We start from the raw sequence: 19,633 nt of genomic DNA, 5'->3' as shown, positions 1-19,633 counted from the left end.
AGAATCGGTGGGGATCGTGTTCCATCGCCGCCCCCACGACGAGGACAGGCGGAGGCGGCAATGAAGTGACGGTCCCATGTGGTGTCCCACTCCAGAGAGGGAGCACGGATCCATGCCCCCCTGAGACCACCATGAATGTTCAAATCGCGTACGTGTAAGTCCGGCGATAACGCCTGATTCTACAGACCTTTTCTCTCCTGACACGAGGTGGTGTTCTCGGGCCGACCCATCCCTGGCTGCGGGTTTTCGATCGACTGCAGGATATAGATCGCCCGTTGCATCCTGCCATCCGCACCGGTCAGCCCTTCCGTCTTGCTGAGGAGAAGCCCGCTCTCTTTATCCACGATGAGCCGTACGTCGAAGGTGTTCCCGATCGACGCATAATAATAGGCCCGGGCATCCCATACCTCCCCGGCGGCCTCCATCGGCCCTTCCGCGACGAGGTTCTCCTCACTGAAGGCGATGCCGTCGAGATCGACCCAGAAGAGGCCCATACCCGGATCTCCCGGCTGATACGACCACTCGCCCTCCACCAGCGTGCTGCCGTCGAAGGCGCTGATCACCGTCGAGTCTCCTGCATATCCGGTCTCGTCACGTTCGAGCACCCGGTCGATCCAGAAGGCGTACACCCCGGTCCCTTCATAGTGCACCCATCTCTCCAGGGGATCGTCGGAATCGATCGCGTAGTACGGCGTCAATGCGGCCTCGTAGGTTACGGTCGTTCCCGGCCCAACCCATGCTGGCGGGGACATGGCGGAGACACCACATATCGTCAGCCCCGCCAGGCACCATACCATCAGAGATGCTGTTGATCGTCTCAATCCTCTCACCCAGGCGGGGCTCTGGAGTTGTCCTGGTATATCAGTATGTGGTGCGATGGGAGGGGTGGCGGTGAGATGAGGTGATGCCGACCGGGCCGATCCTGATCATCTGGTCGCTCATCTCCGTCCAAAAAATGATCTTCCTGAATCCCGGAGCATATGGTTCACTCTTCGTTCAACGCCAGATACCCGCTGAGCAGCACCCCCATCGTGGCGATGATCAGACCAAGCGTCCCGATGCTGAAGCCGGTGGGTGCCGAACCGAAGAAATAGTACTCGCTCCCGATGAAGTGCAGGACGCATGCGATGCCGAGGAGGGAGAGGGTAATCGGGAGCGAATTGGTTTTATTGTTCATATGTTAGATCCTCCTTCGGGAGAATTATTTTTGACCCCTGAAGAACCAGGCATGCTCCCGACTCATGGTAGATTCTCCACCACCAAAAAAATCAGAGAAGATGATCGTTCTTCAGTCTACCATCTCGAGGTCGACCTCGATCCCCCCGGTGGCGGCGAAGACCAGGTTGTAGACGAACGCGGCGATCGCCCCGCCGAAGAATCCGCCGATCGCAAAGACGATCACGCTGGTGAGGATCCCGATGATCCCGGTCCCCACGGTCTGGAGCATCCCTGCCCCCTGCCCGACGTCGCCGAAGAGAAACACCACGATCCCGACGATCAGTGCATAGAGTGCCATCAGCACGGCAAAAAAAAGTCCGACCGAGACCACGCCGAGACGTTTCACCTTCACGGTCTGTTTTGCCTTCATCTCATACCCCCCCGCTACCGCGGTCTCTTTCCATCATGGGTTTAAAAAAGGTTGGTGTCACCCTGAGAGGTGATCGTTCCTCCAGGTCGTGCCGCGCTCATCTCCGGACCAGATCGAAGACCCATCTGGAAACGCCCTGCGCCACGTTCCCGCACCGCCGGTATGACCGGATCTCAAGCCTCATCTCCCGGAAACTCCCGGAAAGCCCGGCGATCTCTTTGGGCTTCTTGAAGGTATAGAAATGAACGATTCCGTCGGCCCGCACCAGGGGCACGACCTGCGCCCCTCGTGTCGCCGCCGGCACGACGAACGGCCCCACGCCGGCAAAGGGGACGAGCACCCGCTCGCCGGGTTTGACCATCCCGGCGACCCGCTGCCGCTCGGTGCCGAGCGAAGGGTTGAAGAAGACTGTGGCCACGTCCAGGCGGTACGAGAAGCCGTACTCCCGGTGGCAGGTGACCGTCTCTTCCCCGGCGACCGCCTCGTAGTGGGCGACGCGGTGGTCCCCTTCCAGTTTCGAGACCCGGTTCAGGACCGTCCGGATGTTTTTTCTGTTCCGGACGACCGTCAGGGCGCTCTCTTTTTCATATGCCCGGAGCAGGAGATGAAGCGAGAGGACGGCGACATCTCCGATGACATTATAGCGGTCGGTGAGGAGGTCGAGGTACGGGGCGGGCACCGACCCCGCAAGAGATTCTCTGAGGCGCATAAAGGGTACCAGAAAGGAGTGTGCCGCAGAGACGATGATACTTTGGCCCCCATGCCAGACGGACGGGAAAGACTTATATGTCGTCCTCTGCAGTACAGGGCAGAGGCGCTCCGGCGGAACCTGGGGGTCGCCGCGCCGGTGCTGCCGACAGCAATGGGGGGGAGAGTTTTTCGATGGATCGTCGGGCATTGCTCGTGGCCGTGTGTCTGGTGCTGCTCCTGCCGGCCATGGCCTCTGCAGGAGAGGTCCAGGCACTCGAAGGCAGGGTGCTCGAAGAGGGCGGTGTGATCTATCTGCTCCCCGACCTGCAACCCGGCGAGACCGTCACAGTGCGGGTGAACCGGACTTCAGGGAACCTCGACCCCTTCGTCGCCATCGCGCCGCCCGAGACTAACCGCACCACCCTCGGCGAGGAATTCTGGACCACGGTCGAGAGCAGGGTCAGGGGCGGCGGCGAACCGGTCGCGGAGATCACCGGGGTCGCCGATCAGTTCTTCCTCGCCTGGGACGACGACAGCGCAGAAGGGCATGCCGCCGCATTCTCGTGGGAGGTTCCGGAGGCCGGGGATTATCCGCTTATCATCACCTCCTCCCCGTTGACCAGAACCTTCGGTGAATACGGGCTCCTCGTCGGGATCGACGCTCCGGGTGTGCTCAACGGCACGGCGGAACCGACACCCGGTGCGGTCGTCGCCGTTCCCGACCCGACGATGCCGCCGGCAGGAAAAGGTGTCGAGGAGCGGACCGGCACTCTCACCGCGAACAGGAACTGGACCTTCTTCCCGCTCAAGGACCTCGAGGCCGAAGACACCATCCATGCCGTCGTGGAGACGATTTCGGGGGACCTGAAACCGGTCCTCATCCTCGAGAGCGTCGATGGGAAACCCCTGATGGCGGCCAACTTCCTGGACCACGGGACCAGGGCAGCACTCTCATACCAGGTTCCCACCGACGAGACCGAGGGCCTGGTCCTCCATGTGGAGGCCGGCGAGGGCGAAGGGGAGTTCAGGCTTCTCGTCGGCGTCAACGATCCCGGCGTCCTGGACGGCACCGCTGTTCCCGGCGGACGGCAGGTGATCAGGGACCCGATCACCGTCAGGGCCGCGGTGGAACTGGACCAGATCACCGGCGTGGACCAGAAGGCCGAGAACTACGCCGCCGTCGCAAACATCAGGATGCGGTGGACCGATCCCGAACTCGCCTTCGACCCACAGGAGGAAGGCTCTGCTTTCAAGATCTACCGGGAGATCGACGACTTCGTCGAGGCCGAAGGGACGAGATGGCCCGAGTTTACCCTCTTCAACCAGCAGGGGAACCGGTGGACCCAGAACCGGCTCATCACCATCACACCGGACGGGACAACGACCTACTTCGAACGCTTCTGGACGACCTTCCAGGCCCCTGACTTTTACTTCAAGGACTACCCCTTCGACACTCAGACCTTCTACATCAGGATCCAGGCCCTGTACCCCGAAGAGTTCTTCCAGTATGCCGACTGGGAAGGCAAGACCGTCGTCGGCACGCAACTCGGCGAAGAGGAGTGGTACATCACCAACTACTGGACCGAGGTCGACACCGTCGAACAGGACCGGATCCATTCCAGGTTCTCCTTTGGCTTTGATGCGCAACGGCACCTCGAATATTATATCCTCAGGATCTTCGTCCCCATCTTCATCCTGGTGATGCTCGGGTGGGTCACCTTCCTCCTCAAGGACTACAGCAAACGCGCCGACGTGGCGAGCGCCAACCTCCTCCTCTTCATCGCCTTCAACTTCACCATCGCCGGCGACCTGCCGCGTCTCGGCTACCTCACCTTCCTTGACGCCGTCCTGATCACCACCTTCGTGGTCAGCGGACTCACGGTGGTCTACAACCTGTACCTTAAGTGGCTCGCGACCAAAGAGCAGAAAGAGGTGGCCGAACGCCTCGATCGCGTACTGGTCTGGTGCTACCCGGTCGCGTACATCGTCTCGATCGTGCTGATTACCACTGTTTTTTCGTGAGCACTTTCGGTTTTGAGATCTCTTCTGAATGATCTTCGGGCACCCCCTATCTCCACCAAAATAGAGATGAAAAGTATGCATTCAGCAAACAAGGATCTCATAAATCCTCGAATCGGTCGTAAGTCACATTTTATCGGGGAGAGTTGACCATGATGCGGATCCTCCACGTCGACGACGAATCGCTCATCCTTGAACTGACGCAACTCTTTCTCGAACGTACCGGCGAGATGCAGATCACCTCCTGCACATCTGCAGAAGAGGCGCTCGGATTGATCGAGACCGCGGAGTTCGATGCCGTCATCTCAGACTATGAGATGCCGGGCATGAACGGGATCGACTTTCTCTTCGAACTGAGAAGTGCCGGCATTCCAATCCCTTTCATCATCTTTACCGGGCGGGGGAGAGAGGAGGTGGTGATCGAGGCACTCAACCAGGGGGCCGACTTCTATATCCAGAAAGGGGGCGAGGCAAAGTCACAGTTTGCAGAACTGAGAAACGCGGTCAGGCGGGCCGTGGAAAAGCACCGGTTTGAACAGGAGGTCCGCGAGTCAGAGCGCCGGATCACCGAGATCTTCCACCACCTCCCTGATGCGACCTTTGCCATCGACTGTTCAGGAAAGGTCATCGCCTGGAATCGGGCGATGGAGGCGATGACCGGCGTGGCGGCGGGCGAGATCATCGGCACCGGCGCTCACGCCTATGCACGTCCCTTTTACGATGTATCCAGGCCGTCCCTTGTTGACGCTCTCCTTCATCCTGATGAAGAGGTGCCTTCCTCCTATACCCTTGTTCAACGGGAACCGGGCCTGATCATTGCAGAGACCGCTGAGGCGTCTTTGAACGGGGAGCAGGTGGTGCTCTGGGCCAAGGCGACCCTCCTGTACGGTGAGGACGGGAACGTCGCCGGTGCCATCGAGTCGGTCCGCGATATCACGGCACAGAAACAGGCTGAAAAAGAGGTGATCTCGGCCGGGGAGTACAGACGCACCCTCATCGAGGCGCATATCGATCCCCTGGTGACCATCGGTCCTGACCGGCGGATCAGCGACGTTAATGCAGCGACCGAGGCGTTGACCGGCAGGACGCGGGACACCCTGATCGGTACCGAGTTCTGTGCGCTCTTCACCGACCCCGTCGGTGCGGAGGAGGCGTACTGGAAGGTCATCGCCGATGGCACGGTCAGAGAACACCCCCTCGTGGTCAGGGGGGTCGACGGCGGCATACGGTCGGTTCTCTTCTACGGTACCGTCTATCGGGACGGAGAGGGAGAGACGAGGGGCGTCTTTGCCGAACTGCACGACCCTCTGCCCGGTGGGGAGGGGAGCGGGGAGTGTGGGACGATAGGTTCACCTCTTGCGGAAGCGGTCTCGGGAATTGTCGCGGCTTCGGTGACGGCCGGTTCTGCCGACGCATTCCTGAAGGCCGCCCTTGAAGCGGTGCAGGATCTTCCTGAGATCGGCGGGGGGTGTATCGTACGGTATGATGAGCACGGCACGCTCAGTGTCGTCAGGCAGGAAGACTGTGGTCCTTTTGATGAGATCGTCCCGGGACTCCAGGGGTATGAGGGATCCCCTGTTGCGCCCTTCGCCGAAGAAACACGGGATGGAAGGGGAGATCCTGTTGTTCATCTCCCTCTCACCGATGGGGAAGAGGCCCTGGGTCTCCTCTGTCTCTCGGTGCGGGTGCCTGACCTCTCTGTATATGAGGGGCATGTGGCCCTTGACCTCTCTGCAGACCTGATCGGTGCACTTTATGTTCAGATGCGCCGGAACAGGGAGGGTGAAGCGGCGGAGCGTATCGCCGCTCTTCACTTCGACATCGTCGCTCACGACCTAGCGAATGCCGTCTCTGCCGCTCTTGGATATGCCGATCTCATCGATGAGATGGTGGACGGAGAGGCGAGGATAGTTGCAGAGAAAATGACCCGCGCCATCAGGAAGGGCCAGGAGGTGATCCGTAATCTCAAGACCCTCCGAAAGATCGGCGAGATCCGGAACGGCACCGCCGCGCTCCAGGAGGTCTCCCTTGATGCCGCGATCAAAAACGAGATCTCGCATTTTCCCGGGATCGAGATCGCGTATGCAGAGAGTGGCGCGGTGGTGCTTGCCGACGACCTGATCGGGGAGATATTCTGGAATCTCTTTGACAACAGTGTGAGGTACAGCGGGAAGGGGGTGTCCATCCTGGTCGGTGTCAGGGAGGACGGTGACCGGGTGGAGGTCATGGTCGAGGACGACGGGCCGGGGATTCCCGAGAAGATATGTGAGGATCTTTCTTCAAAGGTGCGCGGGCACGGGCTGTGTATTGTCAGGGATCTGGCCGCCTGCTATGGGGGTGGGGTCTCGATCGGAGACCGGGTGCCCGGGAGACCTAGGGAGGGTGCCGCCGTCGGGATCACCTTCAGGAAGGCGGAGGGAGGATGGTCTTCTTCTGTCGGGTTGTCGGGAGAAGATGTGGGCGTGCCGGAAACTCGCGTATGACATGGGAAGGGGCTCTCTTGAAATCTCTTCTTGAGTGTGAATCCGGTGCTGCCCCTCCCCTCCGCCCTGTCGCGAGGAGAAGGAACAAAGATCCTTCCACACCCCGAAGAATTGTGATGAGAGATTTTTACCCCTGGGAGTCAGAGAATTAATTCCATTGGAAGTTATTTTTTTCATAATATTTATGATGACTTACGCAAATTGAATGATACAACAAATTGTCCGGCGTTGATAAAATGACCGCACGGAGGCCTGTATGATCATAAAATCTCGATATATTTTACTTGCCCTATTGATTGTAATTATGGCTGCCGTACTGATTTCAGCCACCATCAAAGAAGACGATACCTCTGAAATTATAACGGTCAACAAAGACATAACCCGGACTACGGGTTTCAGTGTTCATTCCGATTCCACAGACCTGAATACATCAGCAAGAGGAACGATATTTGTCGGGGGGACCGGAGAAATTCCAGAAAATATCCGAATTTTTGCCCGGATTGAGGTAGACCCCGATGATTGGGGCGGCGTTGCCTTCTATATCCCTGCCGGGTGGTATGTTTCCGCTATTATGAGCAGTTATCCGGAAAACGATGCCCCGGCCATACCTGCGGACCATGTAACGACATGGACTGCTGCAGAACCGGAATCTGAATGGAGTGCGAGGGTAGAAGTCGGAAGAGATCGCGGTAATTTAACCGCAGGGAGAGGTACAGGGACTGTTGTAATTGATCTGTTGCCTGATAAAGATGCAATAGGTCAAACCGGGACATTGGATATTATGGTCGCAGTCGGCTCAGATGAAAAAAACGGTGTAAAGATATGCGGGACTGATTATATTGAAATACCCGTGTCCTGAATGGATGACAGGTAGTCTCCGCAATATAATTCTTAACAGGCGGCTTTTTTAGCCCCGGCACGGTGGCCGGAGGATGTGCTGACAATATACAAAAAACGGCTCTGTAGAATTTTTCATCCCGTATGCTTGAGCCCGGGGTTCATGCTGAATTCTACAAAGCCGAAAAAAGAGGCCGGGGAAAACCCGCAGTGGTCATCCCACCGCCGCAGGAACCTCTTCTCCCATCTCGGCCGGCACTTCCTCTTCCTTCACCAGGAACGAGAACCCGAGCGCCAGCACCGCGAGCGCCGCCCCGACCCAGAAGGCCATATCGAACCCGGCCGTGAGGACCGCGAGTTTCTGGTCGATGGTGACGGAAGCGAGCGACGAGGAGGTCACGCCTGCATGCGAGACGATCGAGAGGACGCCCTGGATGAGGACCAGTTCGAAGAGGACGATCCCCAGCGACTGCCCGCCGTAGCGTTCGGTGTTGAGGAGACTGGAGACCATCCCCCGCTTCTCAGCCCCGACCTTGTTCATCACCATGGTGTTGTTGGGGGCGACATAGAGGCCGATCGCAAAGCCCAGGAGGCCGAGCGCCCCGGCGACCACGATGACGGAGGTCTCGGGCTGCAGGCCGGCGAGGACGACGAACGCGAGGGCCGCCAGGACCGCCCCGACCAGCGTGAGCCGCCGACCGCCGACGCGGTTGAAGAGCGCCCCGGCCACCGGGCCGCCGATCATCATCGCAAAGGAGAAGGCGGTCATCACCATCCCGGCCGAGAAGGTCGGCATCCCTTTGACATATTCGAGGAAGAAGGGGAGGAGGAAGGCGGACCCGGCAAAGGCGATCATGATCAGGGTGACCGCCAGGTTTGCATAGAGGAAGGTGCGGTCCCTGAAGAGGCGGAGGTCGAGAAGCGGGTCTTCGACGCGCCGCTCATGGAATACGAAGAGGGCGGCACAGACCAGGGCGGCGCCTGCGGCCAGCAGGATCAGCGGCGAGGTGAAACCCATCGCGGTCCCCATGTTGAGGGCGAAGACGCCGGTCATCATCCCGGCGAAGAGAAGGGCCGCACCGGGTGCGTCGAACCCAGCCGTCCGCCCGGCGTCGGGCTGGTGGTGGGGGAGGACCCGCGCGCCCAGGATGACGGCGCCGATCCCGACCGGGACATTGATGAAGAAGATCCAGTGCCAGCTGAGGAACTCGGTCAGGAGCCCGCCGAGGAACGGCCCGGCTGCCGCGCCGAGGGAGGCGAAGGTGACCACCAGGCCCATGCTCCGCCCCCGCTCTTCGATGGGGATGAAGGTACTGACCATGGCCGGGGCGATGGCGGCGAGCATCGCTCCCCCGATCGCCTGGACGACCCTCGCGCCGATGAGGGCCCCGAAGGAGTTGAGGGCGACCGGCAGGAAGCCGCAGAGAAACGATCCCAGGGTGAAGACGACGAACCCGACGAGGAAGATCTTCTTGAGGCCCCTGATATCGGCGATCTTCCCGCAGATCAGCAGGCTGCTCGTCACCACCAGCAGATAGGCCGTCGAGACCCAGGAGACGAGGCCTGTTGAGATGTCGAACGCTTCCGAGATCGTCGGGAGGGCGATGTTCACGATGCTGCCGTCGAGCGCGGACATGAAGGCCGCGATGGCGATGGCAGAGATGATGAGGAGGGTGTGGTGTCCCTGTGCCGGAGGCTGACTCGGTTTCACAGAGTACCATGCCCTTTTCGGAAAAATAAATTTGTTTATATCTACTTTTGGATCCTGGATTCAGCAATCTGATCTGAAAAAAGGGAAAGGGGCCGATTTTGAAATTCCAGATTTCAGAATAGGCGAGATCTCGGCCCTGTTGATTCTCAGGATCAATCTCCTGCGTACATCAGCAGATGCCTGTTCCCCACCTCCACCCGTGAGAGATACCGCTTCGCCGCTCGCTCGCACGCCGCCACCTGCGAACGAGGAGTAATCGGGAGGTCTGCCATGGCGAAGTCGGGATGGAAGACCAGGAGGGAGTACGGGATCTCCGGGTCGATCGCCGCGATGAAGCGGGCGATTGCCGTCACCTCCTTCTCGTCGACATAGGAGGGAACCAGGAGCGTCGTCGCGGTCAGCACCTCCTTCTCGGGCACCTCCCTCGCAACCATTGCGAAGTTCTCGTACGCCCGCCTGTTCCCGACACCGCTGAGGGCGTAACCGATGTTCGGGTGGTACGCCTTGAGGTCGAACTTCACCGTCCCCCCGCTGGCGGCGGAGAGCCGGGCCGCCCGCCGCACCAGCGCGGGGTGGCCGCAGCCATTCCACTCCCAGCAGATATGGCGGGAGTTCTCGCTCTCCTCAACCACCCGACCGGCCACGCGGAGGGCGAAGGGCAGTTGAGGTTCAGGCGACCCGCCGAAGAAACAGACGCACCTGACATGCGCTGCACACGCCTGCTCGACCATATCCTCCTCCCGGACCGTCGGCGCCTCGCAGACCCGTTTGTGCGAGGCGTTCTGGCAGAAGAGACAGTCGAAGTTGCAGCCATAAAAGAAGACCGCGAGGTTGGAACCCCTCTCTCCCGACCCCTGGCAGAACCAGGCCGCACAACAGTTGGTGGGGAGCGGGTCGTAGTACGTCGCCGCAAGGGCAGCCCCTTTCGGCGCCGCCGTGATCAGTCGCCCCCCCTCGTTCCACCGCAGCCCGCAGAACCCTGTTTCACCGGGGCCCATCAGGCACTCGTTGGCACAGAGGGTGCAGGGCACCCCGCCGCGGCTCTTCGGCGGCCTCGCCGGAAGGCCGAACTTTTTCCTCACCGGCGAGTGGACGTCAGGCACCTCTCCGACGGGAAGCGCCCGGAGGCACTCGGCACAGAGCCCGATAACCTCCGCCGCCGGTCGTACCCCGCACTGCCGGCAGGGGATCATCTTCTCCTCCGTCCCTGCAGGCGGTCTCTTCTTCTTTTCACTCCCCGACCTGAATGATCTCCACCGGGCAGCCGTCGGCGGCGTCCGTTGCACAGTCCTCCATCTCGTCCGGAACCTCTCCTGCCTCCGGGCCGTCGGTCTGATACTCCTCCCTGATCTGCACGCGTCCGTCAGGACTCTCCTCGAAGATCTCCGGGCAGGTCTCCCAGCAGAGCGCACAACTCGTGCACTCCTCCCTCTCGATCGTGACCAGCACCATGGGGAGGCGAGTTGTCGCTCTCTCATATAGACCTATCGCACCGCGCCATAGACCGGGTCTCCGGGATGGAGGAAGGATGAGATCGATCGGTGTGAGGATAAAGTGCAGCGCAAGATCAGAGGAACGTCCCCCATCGCAGCATCTTCACCGCCGTCTCGCGCCGGGGGAGACCCCCGAACCCTCCACGACGAGGATAGGTGGGGGCGGCGATTGAAAAAGAGCGATCAAGCGGTGAGAAATTTTCATCCCATATGCTTGAACCCAGGGTTCATGCTCAACTCTACAAAGTCTATCGCGCCGCCATCCCGCGGCCGAACCGCCGTCCGAGTTCATACGCCGCGTCCATGATCTCGTCATGCCCTTTCACCGCGCCCCGCTCGAAGATCCCGGTGACCGGGAACCGTTCGACCACCTGGTACCCCAGGGCCTCGAGCGGCATCGAGAGCGCCTCCAGGGTGAACCCCTGCTCTCCGATCTCCGCCTGCTCGCTGACTGAAAAGACCAGCGCCCGGCGCCCTTCTCCGGCGAGCCGGCTTGAATATACTCCGGGCCGCTCTTTTGTGAAGATATAGTAGGGATACAGACGGTCGATGAACGATTTGGTCATGCTGGTTACATTGTAGTTGTAGGTCGGCGACCCGATCACCAGGCCCCCCGCCCCCTCCAGTTTCGGATAGAGCAGGTGCATGCCGTCCAGGAACCTGGTGCAGGTCAGGTCCCTCCGGCAGCGTTCGCATCCGGTGCAGGCCTCGAGGGTGTAGTCGCGGAGATGCACGCCCTCCACCTCCGCACCTCCCGCCGCCGCGCCCTCGAGGATCCGGTCGAGCAGGATGTCGGTGTTCCCCCCGCGGCGCGGACTGCCGCCGACGCCGAGGATGCCGTGGGGGTTATGCGGAGGCATCGATCCTCCCGGTCAGGGAACGCGTGCGGAACAAAGATCTGATGAATGCCAGACAACGGATAGATTGGCCCTGGCGGGCGGTTCGGTGCCAGAGTAGAGAGGAATAACCTGATGCCATATTCTCACCGCACGATGTGTGTCGGCGGGGGCAGGGAAATAGGGTTCCCTCTCTTCTGCTGCTTCGTCGACCGGGGGGAATCGTCTTGAGCGATCTCGTCGCCAGTATCTTCCGCGTGGCCTTCCTGCCTCAATTGCTATCACGGACGGATTCTGGAGAAGTCGCCTCTCCGACGCGAGCGTGTGGGAAGGCACATCGATCAGACCGGCCGCCCCCAATCACAGAATCTTCCCCGCCATCTCGCGCCGGGGGTTTCACCCCCGGACCCCCCCACGGACCGAAGATGGGTGGGGGCGGCGATGGAACAAAGTTTCCGCCAGTTCTCCTGTCTTGAAATAGAGCGATCAGGCGACGAGAAATGTTCATCCCGTATTTTTGAACCAGGGGTTCATGCCCGGTCCTACAAACCTGGTTTCATCACCCATTCTCAAAACCCGCTGAAGAAAAGATCAGAAACGCCCGCATCACCTCTCTAAGGTGAAGGGGCGCACGGGCGCGCCCCCAGGGTTATTTAAATTGTCTATGGACAAGTCACAGCCCGGATCGCGGCGCGATGTGGCGCATACACGCTGGGGATCTGGAGAAGTGGCTCGAAGATCACGACATCTCTTTCAAACGTTTGAGGGAACGTGCAGAAAAAAAAGAAGTCGTGGAATCTCAGTTCCTGGCTGAGATGATGAGCGAGCGCTCGCCTGCAGGCTCGAACTCGCGGATTGCACCCTTTGCGAACTCCTTCCTCGGCTCGGCGAAGTCGAACTTGAGGGACGGGTCGGCGAAGGTGATCTTGACCAGCGGAGCGTAGCAGAACGCGTCGCCGCGGCCGTAGTGGGCACCGCCGACGATAGCGGCGTACTCGCCCTGGTGACCGACGTTCATGGCGTAGTTCGGGTAGTTCGGGCCACGGAGTTCGCCCATCAGACCGCGGTCGGGCTCGATGGAGAGCGAGTTGGCGGAACCACACTGGTCCTGCAGGTCGTAGCCGAAGAACCCGAGCCTCGACCAGGCGTCCTTGTGCAGGAGCATGGAGAGGTACCAGCCGTTGAGACCGGCGTTGGAGTTTCCGGTACTGATCGAACAGGTCAGACCACAGGCTGCGGCCATGACACCGGCACGCTGGGAACCGCCGAAGTGGTCCTCCATCATGGTCGGGAACTGCTCATACTGCTCCATGGCATTGAGCGAAACCTCGGTGGCGAGGTCGTTGACAATGTCCTGGGTCGGGGTGAGCATGTTCTGGCCTGGCTGGGTGTAGTCGAAGCCGTACTTGTCCTTGACGTAGTCCATACCGTAGTAGGTGAACTCGTCGAGGATGTTGTCGGTGTACGCCGCGGTGGCGTACTGGGTGAACCCGACACCGCCGGACATGTAGGAACCAAGCCAGATCTGGTCGAAGAGCATGGTACCTGCGCCGACAACCTCGAGGGATGCCTTGGCGGGGTCGTTGGGGTACTTCCGGTTCGCCTGGACGATATCGGAGAAGAGACCGAACTTGATACCGCCCGGCTCGTTCGGACCACGGGCACGGCGGGCCGGCAGGATGGATGCCATCTGAACGACACCGGCGTGCTTTGCGGCGAAGGACAGGTCAGCGACGGCTGCCTCACCGGCGCACATGCGGTACGCGGCGATGAAGGACATACCGATCTGCATCGCAGACCACCTGGAGGTGGTACCGCCGTCGCACGTCCTGGAGACGATGGTCGGGATGTGGATTGCCTGGTACATCGACTTGCCGACTTCGGCCTTCAGATCCTCGGCCTGATCGGCCGGGAAGAGCTTCTCGATGTTGATGAGGAACTGGGGCTCGATGTCGTCGGCGAGTTCGTCGTCACCGGTGAAGACCTTGACGTAGCAGTCGTCGACAAGGCCCGGGTGGGTCTCGACCATGTGCTCCTGAACCACGGCTGCGCCCGGCATGGCGTGGTTGAGGGTGTGGAGGTACTCGTTGATCGTCTCAGGGGTGACCTCCTTGCCCAGCCTCTTCTGGAGGGTGGCGTGGGCCATGTCCATACCGACGATAACGGTCCTGCGGATGTCGTCCCAGAACTGCTGCATGGCAGAGTTGTTGACGAAGTGCAGGTCGTCGCCCTCGACGAAAGTGCCGGTGCCGGAGACCTCGTAGGTCATCAGCTGGCGCTGACCCATCGGGATACCGCCAAGGTGGCAGCGCTCGGGGTCGTACATGGAGATACCACGCTTGGCTTCGATTGCCTTGGTGGCTTCCATGAACTCGCGCTTTCTCGGGGACTGGCGAACACCGTCGAACTTGTAGAACTCGGTCTTCTCAGACTGGACGTCCTGTCCCTGGAACTTCTCTTTCAGTGATTTGAGGAAAAGCTTCTGTGCTCTCTCGATCTTTGCCATTGCAATCACTCCTCTTTGGGCATGAAGCCGTACTTGGTCCTCAGCGTGTGGATGCGCTGGATGTATTCGATGTATTCCTCGTCCTCGCGGAACCCGGTCCCGACAAGGGAGTGGAACATGGTGGTGTGCTCCTTGAGCCAGGCCTCGTCCATCGGCTTACCGACTTCGACCGGGCGGTCGAGGGGGACGCCGACCTGGTCCTTGACGTACTTGACGATACCGTCGTCGCCGAGGACACAGCGCTGGAGAGCGTCGAACATCATGCCGTCCTCTGCAAGACGGAGGGAGTGGCCGTGCACCGTCGCACCGCGGAGGCCCACGGTGGCCGGGTCGAACATCTCGGTCTCGATAAGGAACTTCGCGTACTGGTCGAGGTCACGCTCGCGGCACTCGACGATCTGACGGCCGGAGAGCGTACCGGGGTCGATAGCACGGAAGCGGTACATCTCGGCGTAGGTCCTCTGGTACGGCTGCGAGGGCGCGTTGAACATGGAGTCTGCAAACTGGACGTACCTGACACGGTCGCCGGCCTTGGCACCCTCGGTCGGCTTGACGAGCTTGCGCATCGGGTCTGCGGGTTCCTGCTGCTCGGCCAGGGGCGGGTGGGCGGTCGGGTATGCCGCACCGGGAGCGCGGTGGCCAAGGACAAGGACGACGTCCTCATCAGTAACTGAACGGAGTTTCTGGAGGTCGTATTCGGGGTTCATCTGGTTGCGCCGGTTCTGGGCCACAATCGAAGTTCCCGGACCATACTGTGGTGTGTATGCCATTTTGTCACCTCAATTGGAATAATTTGAAGTATGTTCTGTCTGCGTCTGATCAGACAGTCTTCCCCCATCGGTGTCGGGTGTTGCGGTCGGGATGATGACGGGGCTGTCCTTTCTCCTCGGGTCGGTGAGTCCGATGATGAACTCGTCGGCGTTGGGGCCGTACTTCGCGTAGTCAACCAGGGATGCCTGGCTTTTCATGAACTGACGGCCGGTCTGGAGGGTGTACGGGAATGCCGTAAAGACCTCGTCGCAGGCCGTGCGTATCTTCTCAACTACGGTGTCGTCTTCGACTTCGAGGGTGACCATGCCGGTCTGGACCCGCATCTCAAACTCAGTGCCGCGAACCTGGATCGTCCGTCTGTTGGTATTCGGGTTCTCTGTGCCCCGTGCCGGGCCGTATGGGACGGTGGCCGGGAGGGCGGGGCCGTTGATAACGGCCCGGCGCACGCCCGGAACCCCCGCGACCTGGTTGAGGAGAAGCTCCGTCGTCTCGGGGGAGAGGAGCCGCAGAGGGACAATCCTGCACTGGGGGAAGGCTGAATCAGGCAATAAGATCAACGCCCTTGGCGATCTGGTCAATCGGCTTGTTGAAGACGTCGATCTGGCCGTAGGTCTCGCCCATGACCTTGGAGGAGCCTTCAGGCGAGAACATCTGGGTGCCCGCATCGAGTGCACAGGCGGCAACGACGCACGGGATAGCGACGCCGTTTGCGTGCCTGGTCACAACGTGGTTCCCGTTGAAGATACCCGGACCACCGCCACCGTAGATGGAGTGGCTGAAGAAGGAGAAACCGACGGCGGTACCCATCATACGACCGAAGTCGCAGGACGGCAGGCCGGTCTCGTGCTCGATGAGGTCGTTGAAGTACAGGAGGGTCGAGGAGACCGCCTGGGCGAACCGGCCGGCACCACAGTTGACGACGGATGCGGCAAGGGAACCGGCTGCGACGTAGGCGTTCCAGAGCATCGGGTCGCTGGTGTTGTAGAACTGGAAGTACCCGCCCTTCTTGCCCGGTGCGATGACCTTGTCCTCGATCGCACGCTCGACCAGGGACTGGACGACCGTACCGACGGTACCGGTCTCGCCGTTGGCCTTGACCAGGTCGTAGACCATGTTGTTGGCGTTGAGGCCCTGGTAGGCGTAGCAGAGAAGCTGGTTGCGCTCGAATGCACCGATGGCCTGGCCCATCTCGAACTCACCGGCGGTCTCGAGGGTTGCCGCGAGGGCGGCGCCCTGGAGGGAGTTCCTGCCGGTCATCATCACGAAGTGGTTGACCGGGATGTTCCTCAGGGCAAACCCGAGGCCTTCGTTGTTCTGGGGGATGTTGAGGATGGAGGTGACGTTGCTGCCCTTCGTGTCCATGGTGTGCGGGTACCCGCCCCAGCATGCCGCCTTGACGGTGGACGCGTTGAACATGTCGACGTCGAACTCCTCGACGATCGCGTAGGTGGTCGCCGCAGAGACTGCGGTGATCGCGGCGTCGTAGGTGGCGGCGTTGTCGAGACGCTTTCTCGGCACCTGGACGAGGAGGAGCTGGCCGTTGTTGAACTCGAGGATCTCGGTGTCGTCACCCTCCTCGACCTGGACCATTTCCTTGATCCTGGCAACGATGGCTTCCTTGTTCTCCATGATCGGGAGGTTGAGCTCACGCCCCCTGATCTTCCCTCCGCCGAGCTTGCCGGCTTTGAGGGTGTTCTCAATGCCAGCGAGGTTGACATTGATCGTACGCTTGGTCAGGTCGATGATCTTGCTGGTCGCAGGGTTCACCAACGGGCTGACCTTATCGAGGGTAACACCGCTTTTCAGCAGTTTACCGTCATCTGAATAGAGATCGATGGTTTCTGAATATGCTGCCATATCAGTACATCCTTTTACCCTTTGTGTAGGAAGGTATCTTCACTAAGAATTCCACCCGGTAAATGGTATGGAATTCCTGAGAGTCACTACTGCAAGCCCCAATCTGGGACTATATATCTATCCGGCGAGGCTCATATAAAATTTCCTAATCTTTTTTAATAATTTAACATGATATTTTACATTAAAATAGAATATTATAACATTGTACTATTATTTCTGTACAAATTTTGTACTGAATATACGCTTTCCTCAATATGTTGGATTTCCCGGGTTTTATGTCTATTTCTTTTGATTTTAGAGAATAATTAATAAGAATATTGTTTCGAGAAATAATAATGTGTGTTAATATATTGGCCGGCAACGAAGGGTGGCGAGGAAAAAGGGGTGTCACATGGTGATGTTCGCAGGAGCATGGGCCTGTGTCGGCACTTTCTGGAATGCTCCAGAATAATTTGAGGTGACGATATAATGGCTTTTCGCAGGGAAGGGATCAAAAAAGGGTGTGAAGGAGGGGCGGCAGGGGAGAAATGGTCTGTTCACGCAGGGCATGAATGAACGATAGTATCAAGACGTCCCTCGCAGAGATCAGGGTGATCCTCATGAGAATTCTTGGCATCAACGGGAGTCCGAGGGGTGCGGCGAGCAGGACCCGCCGTCTCCTCGAGGCCGTCCTGCAGGGGGCCGCCGCTGCAGGGGCGGAGACCGGGTACATCGACATCGCCGACCACGAGATCAGACCGTGCACCGGCTGCACGCTCTGCTACCGGACCGGCGAATGCCCGAAGTCGGACGACTTCGCCGCGGTCTACGAGAAGATGCTCGCCGCCGACGCGATCGTCCTCGGCTCTCCCAACTACATCGACAATGTCTCGGCCCAGCTCAAACTCCTCCTCGACCGGATGGCCGATGCAATCCATTGCCAGCGGTTTGCCGGGAAGTACGGGTGTGCGGTCTCGACCGCCGGGGGCTCGGGTGCCGACGAGGTGGCCGCCTACCTGAACCAGACCCTCCGCGTCCTCGGGGCCACCACCGTCGGTGCGGTCGGCGTCGTCCTCGGCCCTGACCCGGACGCTCTTTTCCCGGCTGAAGAGCAGGCCTACCGGCTCGGCACCGACCTTGCAGCCGCCGTCCGCGAAGGGCGGCGGTACCCTGACCAGGAGGCCTTCCACCAGGGGATGGAGGAACGGATGCGTTTCCTCGTCGAAGCACACAAGGACGAGTGGACGCACGAATACGACACCTGGGCCGCCCGGCCGAAAGCGTGAAGGGGGCGGGTCATCCCCCGCTCTTCTCCATCTCCTCCCGCATCCGTCTGGTGTGCGAGCCCATCCAGTAGAGACGGTGACAGACCGGGCACCAGAAGAACGAGAGCCCGTCCCGGTTCCGGGGTGCGTACTCGGCCCCCTCGATCTCCCGGCGGCGCGCCGGCCTGAGCGGGGTGTTGCAGAGCGAGCAGCGGTCAAAGGAGAGGGCCGGCCTGACCAGGTCCAGGGCCAGGAGTTGCGCCACCTGTTCCTCGACCCGTTCAGACCTGATCCGCACCCCCTGCTCCCCGGCCCTTCGTGCGAGTTCGGCGTCTCTGGTGAGGAGTATGCGCCCCTGCGTCACGGCGATCTCCAGGAGCACCGTATCCTCCCGCCTGCTCCCCGGGAAAAGCGTGTTGGCACTGAGTGTGTCATAGCCCATCAGCCGCAGCCGCCTGGTGAGGGTGCCGAGCATCCGGTCCGCAAGGAACCGCACCTTCCGCTCTTCAGACCGACCTGACAACCGCGATCCGCTCCCCGCATTTCGTGCACCGGTCCCTGTCGAGCCCGACGATCCTGCTCGAAAACCCGAACCGCTCGATGAGCAGCGCCCCGCACGCGGGGCAATAGGTGTTCTCGTACGGGCCGGGCGGGACGTTCCCGAGATAGGGATAGCGCACCCCGAGGTCCCGTGCCATGGTGTAGATCTTCTCGAGCAGCGGGAGGGGCGTCGGGTTGCGGTCGGTCATCTTGTAGTCGGGATGGAATCGGGTGAAGTGCATCGGGGTGTCGGGGCCGAGGTTGTCGAGCACCCAGGTGATCAGCGCTCTCATCTCGTCCTCGGAATCGTTCAGGCCCGGGATGACCAGGGTCACCGTCTCGATATGCATCCCGCGCTCATGGGCGGCGAGGGTGGCGTCGAGCACCGGCTGGAGCCTGGCCCGACAGATCTTCCGGTAGAAGTCGTCGGAGAAGGCCTTGATGTCCACCCTGAAGGCGTTGAGCATGGGAGCGAGTTCGTCGAGCGCCTCCTCCGTGGCGTAACCGTTGGTGACATAGACCGTCCCGAGCCCTTGCTCGCGCGCCAGCGCCCCCATCTCCAGGGCGTACTCGTGCCAGATCGTCGGTTCGTTGTAGGTCCAGGCGATGCTCGCCGACCCCGAGGCCAGTGCCCGCTCGACGCCCCGTTCCGGGCTGATCTCCATCAGGGGCATCGCGTCCAGGGACGCCTGCGAGATATGCCAGTTCTGGCAGTGCCGACACCTGAAGTTGCACCCCACCCCACCGAGCGAGTAGGAGAGGGTGCCGGGAAGAAAGTGGAAGAGCGGTTTTTTCTCGATCGGGTCCACCGCCTCTGCGGCCACTCTGGCAAAGTTCGCCGCGTAGAGCGTGCCGCCCCGGTTGATGCGCACCCCGCAGATCCCGTGCTTCCCCTCGGCGATCGTACAGCGGTGGGCGCAGAGCGAGCACCTGACCGCGTCCCCTTCAGTCCTGGCATACTGGTGCGCCTCGTACATATGCCCGATAATGCACCGGGGTATAATTGAAGATTGTGGGGAAATGGGATGCGTCAACAAGATATATCAGAGGCCCGAAGA

At 60.5% G+C, this 19,633-nt stretch carries 18 protein-coding genes; 4 read left to right on the top strand and 14 right to left on the bottom strand.

What is annotated here, in order from left to right; translation table 11 throughout:
• Nucleotides 1-179 precede the first annotated feature (179 nt).
• The 4 genes from E2N92_RS03920 to E2N92_RS03905 form a co-directional block, all read right to left on the bottom strand.
• The gene (locus E2N92_RS03920) at nucleotides 180-752 is read right to left on the bottom strand and encodes a hypothetical protein (protein ID WP_220682388.1); all 573 of its coding nucleotides are present in this window, start codon (nucleotides 750-752) and stop codon (nucleotides 180-182) included.
• A 233-nt stretch (nucleotides 753-985) separates the two neighbouring features.
• Complete coding sequence (locus E2N92_RS03915) at nucleotides 986-1,177, bottom strand: hypothetical protein (protein WP_220682387.1); 192 nt, start codon at nucleotides 1,175-1,177, stop codon at nucleotides 986-988.
• A gap of 111 nt (nucleotides 1,178-1,288) precedes the next feature.
• The gene (locus E2N92_RS03910; RefSeq protein ID WP_220682386.1) at nucleotides 1,289-1,588 is read right to left on the bottom strand and encodes a hypothetical protein; all 300 of its coding nucleotides are present in this window, start codon (nucleotides 1,586-1,588) and stop codon (nucleotides 1,289-1,291) included.
• A gap of 97 nt (nucleotides 1,589-1,685) precedes the next feature.
• Nucleotides 1,686-2,297, bottom strand: coding sequence for a class I SAM-dependent methyltransferase family protein (locus E2N92_RS03905; protein ID WP_220682385.1), 612 nt, complete (start codon nucleotides 2,295-2,297; stop codon nucleotides 1,686-1,688).
• Nucleotides 2,298-2,470: 173 nt separating this feature from the next.
• Between E2N92_RS03905 and E2N92_RS03900 the strand changes: the two genes are divergently transcribed.
• The 3 genes from E2N92_RS03900 (at nucleotide 2,471) to E2N92_RS03890 (ending at nucleotide 7,639) form a co-directional block, all read left to right on the top strand.
• Nucleotides 2,471-4,300 (top strand): ligand-gated ion channel, encoded by a 1,830-nt coding sequence (locus E2N92_RS03900; RefSeq protein WP_220682384.1) that lies wholly within the window; start codon nucleotides 2,471-2,473, stop codon nucleotides 4,298-4,300.
• A 149-nt stretch (nucleotides 4,301-4,449) separates the two neighbouring features.
• Nucleotides 4,450-6,780: a hybrid sensor histidine kinase/response regulator gene (locus E2N92_RS03895; protein ID WP_220682383.1), complete on the top strand. Its 2,331-nt coding sequence runs from the start codon at nucleotides 4,450-4,452 to the stop codon at nucleotides 6,778-6,780.
• Between the two features lie 304 nt (nucleotides 6,781-7,084).
• Complete coding sequence (locus E2N92_RS03890; protein ID WP_220682382.1) at nucleotides 7,085-7,639, top strand: hypothetical protein; 555 nt, start codon at nucleotides 7,085-7,087, stop codon at nucleotides 7,637-7,639.
• 192 nt (nucleotides 7,640-7,831) lie between these two features.
• Here E2N92_RS03890 and E2N92_RS03885 read toward each other — a convergent pair whose 3' ends face one another.
• The 8 genes from E2N92_RS03885 to mcrB all read right to left on the bottom strand — a co-directional run bounded on the left by E2N92_RS03885 (nucleotide 7,832) and on the right by mcrB (nucleotide 16,791).
• Nucleotides 7,832-9,328 carry an MFS transporter gene (locus E2N92_RS03885; RefSeq protein ID WP_246589303.1) on the bottom strand — a complete coding sequence of 499 codons (1,497 nt, stop codon included), beginning with the start codon at nucleotides 9,326-9,328 and terminating at the stop codon, nucleotides 7,832-7,834.
• Nucleotides 9,329-9,480: 152 nt separating this feature from the next.
• Nucleotides 9,481-10,521, bottom strand: coding sequence for a radical SAM protein (locus E2N92_RS03880; protein WP_220682381.1), 1,041 nt, complete (start codon nucleotides 10,519-10,521; stop codon nucleotides 9,481-9,483).
• 37 nt (nucleotides 10,522-10,558) lie between these two features.
• A complete protein-coding gene (locus tag E2N92_RS03875; RefSeq protein WP_220682380.1) occupies nucleotides 10,559-10,780 on the bottom strand; it encodes a ferredoxin in 222 nt (73 codons plus the stop codon).
• Between the two features lie 289 nt (nucleotides 10,781-11,069).
• Nucleotides 11,070-11,681: a flavodoxin family protein gene (locus tag E2N92_RS03870; RefSeq protein ID WP_220682379.1), complete on the bottom strand. Its 612-nt coding sequence runs from the start codon at nucleotides 11,679-11,681 to the stop codon at nucleotides 11,070-11,072.
• A 775-nt stretch (nucleotides 11,682-12,456) separates the two neighbouring features.
• The gene (gene mcrA, locus E2N92_RS03865) at nucleotides 12,457-14,163 is read right to left on the bottom strand and encodes a coenzyme-B sulfoethylthiotransferase subunit alpha (protein ID WP_220682378.1); all 1,707 of its coding nucleotides are present in this window, start codon (nucleotides 14,161-14,163) and stop codon (nucleotides 12,457-12,459) included.
• A 5-nt stretch (nucleotides 14,164-14,168) separates the two neighbouring features.
• Nucleotides 14,169-14,933: a coenzyme-B sulfoethylthiotransferase subunit gamma gene (mcrG, locus tag E2N92_RS03860; protein ID WP_220682377.1), complete on the bottom strand. Its 765-nt coding sequence runs from the start codon at nucleotides 14,931-14,933 to the stop codon at nucleotides 14,169-14,171.
• A gap of 9 nt (nucleotides 14,934-14,942) precedes the next feature.
• Nucleotides 14,943-15,482 carry a methyl-coenzyme M reductase operon protein D gene (gene mcrD / locus E2N92_RS03855; RefSeq protein WP_220682376.1) on the bottom strand — a complete coding sequence of 180 codons (540 nt, stop codon included), beginning with the start codon at nucleotides 15,480-15,482 and terminating at the stop codon, nucleotides 14,943-14,945.
• Complete coding sequence (gene mcrB / locus E2N92_RS03850; RefSeq protein WP_220682375.1) at nucleotides 15,475-16,791, bottom strand: coenzyme-B sulfoethylthiotransferase subunit beta; 1,317 nt, start codon at nucleotides 16,789-16,791, stop codon at nucleotides 15,475-15,477. The genes mcrD and mcrB overlap by 8 nt, the downstream gene beginning before the upstream one ends.
• A 599-nt stretch (nucleotides 16,792-17,390) precedes the next feature.
• Here mcrB and E2N92_RS03845 point away from each other — a divergent pair.
• Entirely contained in the window at nucleotides 17,391-18,056 is a 666-nt protein-coding gene (locus tag E2N92_RS03845; RefSeq protein ID WP_220682374.1) for a flavodoxin family protein, read from the top strand.
• 10 nt (nucleotides 18,057-18,066) lie between these two features.
• Here E2N92_RS03845 and E2N92_RS03840 read toward each other — a convergent pair whose 3' ends face one another.
• Together E2N92_RS03840 and amrS are read right to left on the bottom strand one after the other, a co-directional pair.
• Nucleotides 18,067-18,531, bottom strand: coding sequence for a Mut7-C RNAse domain-containing protein (locus tag E2N92_RS03840; protein ID WP_281425794.1), 465 nt, complete (start codon nucleotides 18,529-18,531; stop codon nucleotides 18,067-18,069).
• Nucleotides 18,532-18,541: 10 nt separating this feature from the next.
• The gene (gene amrS, locus E2N92_RS03835) at nucleotides 18,542-19,552 is read right to left on the bottom strand and encodes an AmmeMemoRadiSam system radical SAM enzyme (RefSeq protein ID WP_220682373.1); all 1,011 of its coding nucleotides are present in this window, start codon (nucleotides 19,550-19,552) and stop codon (nucleotides 18,542-18,544) included.
• Nucleotides 19,553-19,633: the final 81 nt, after the last annotated feature.

It is taken from the genome of Methanofollis formosanus, from assembly GCF_019633745.1.
GTDB classification, from domain to species: Archaea; Halobacteriota; Methanomicrobia; order Methanomicrobiales; family Methanofollaceae; genus Methanofollis; species Methanofollis formosanus.
This window is presented reverse-complemented; position numbering and strand designations above follow the sequence as displayed.

Bases quoted from the DNA above. Each gene is read 5' to 3' on its own strand.
- amrS (WP_220682373.1), bottom strand. From the start codon at position 19,552: ATGTACGAGGCGCACCAGTATGCCAGGACTGAAGGGGACGCGGTCAGG.
- E2N92_RS03900 (WP_220682384.1), top strand. From the start codon at position 2,471: ATGGATCGTCGGGCATTGCTCGTGGCCGTGTGTCTGGTGCTGCTCCTG.
- E2N92_RS03915 (WP_220682387.1), bottom strand. From the start codon at position 1,177: ATGAACAATAAAACCAATTCGCTCCCGATTACCCTCTCCCTCCTCGGC.
- mcrB (WP_220682375.1), bottom strand. From the start codon at position 16,791: ATGGCAGCATATTCAGAAACCATCGATCTCTATTCAGATGACGGTAAA.
- E2N92_RS03895 (WP_220682383.1), top strand. From the start codon at position 4,450: ATGATGCGGATCCTCCACGTCGACGACGAATCGCTCATCCTTGAACTG.
- mcrG (WP_220682377.1), bottom strand. From the start codon at position 14,933: ATGGCATACACACCACAGTATGGTCCGGGAACTTCGATTGTGGCCCAG.
- E2N92_RS03890 (WP_220682382.1), top strand. From the start codon at position 7,085: ATGGCTGCCGTACTGATTTCAGCCACCATCAAAGAAGACGATACCTCT.
- E2N92_RS03880 (WP_220682381.1), bottom strand. From the start codon at position 10,521: ATGATCCCCTGCCGGCAGTGCGGGGTACGACCGGCGGCGGAGGTTATC.
- mcrA (WP_220682378.1), bottom strand. From the start codon at position 14,163: ATGGCAAAGATCGAGAGAGCACAGAAGCTTTTCCTCAAATCACTGAAA.
- E2N92_RS03845 (WP_220682374.1), top strand. From the start codon at position 17,391: ATGAGAATTCTTGGCATCAACGGGAGTCCGAGGGGTGCGGCGAGCAGG.
- E2N92_RS03905 (WP_220682385.1), bottom strand. From the start codon at position 2,297: ATGCGCCTCAGAGAATCTCTTGCGGGGTCGGTGCCCGCCCCGTACCTC.
- E2N92_RS03875 (WP_220682380.1), bottom strand. From the start codon at position 10,780: ATGGTGCTGGTCACGATCGAGAGGGAGGAGTGCACGAGTTGTGCGCTC.
- E2N92_RS03870 (WP_220682379.1), bottom strand. From the start codon at position 11,681: ATGCCTCCGCATAACCCCCACGGCATCCTCGGCGTCGGCGGCAGTCCG.
- E2N92_RS03920 (WP_220682388.1), bottom strand. From the start codon at position 752: ATGTCCCCGCCAGCATGGGTTGGGCCGGGAACGACCGTAACCTACGAG.
- E2N92_RS03910 (WP_220682386.1), bottom strand. From the start codon at position 1,588: ATGAAGGCAAAACAGACCGTGAAGGTGAAACGTCTCGGCGTGGTCTCG.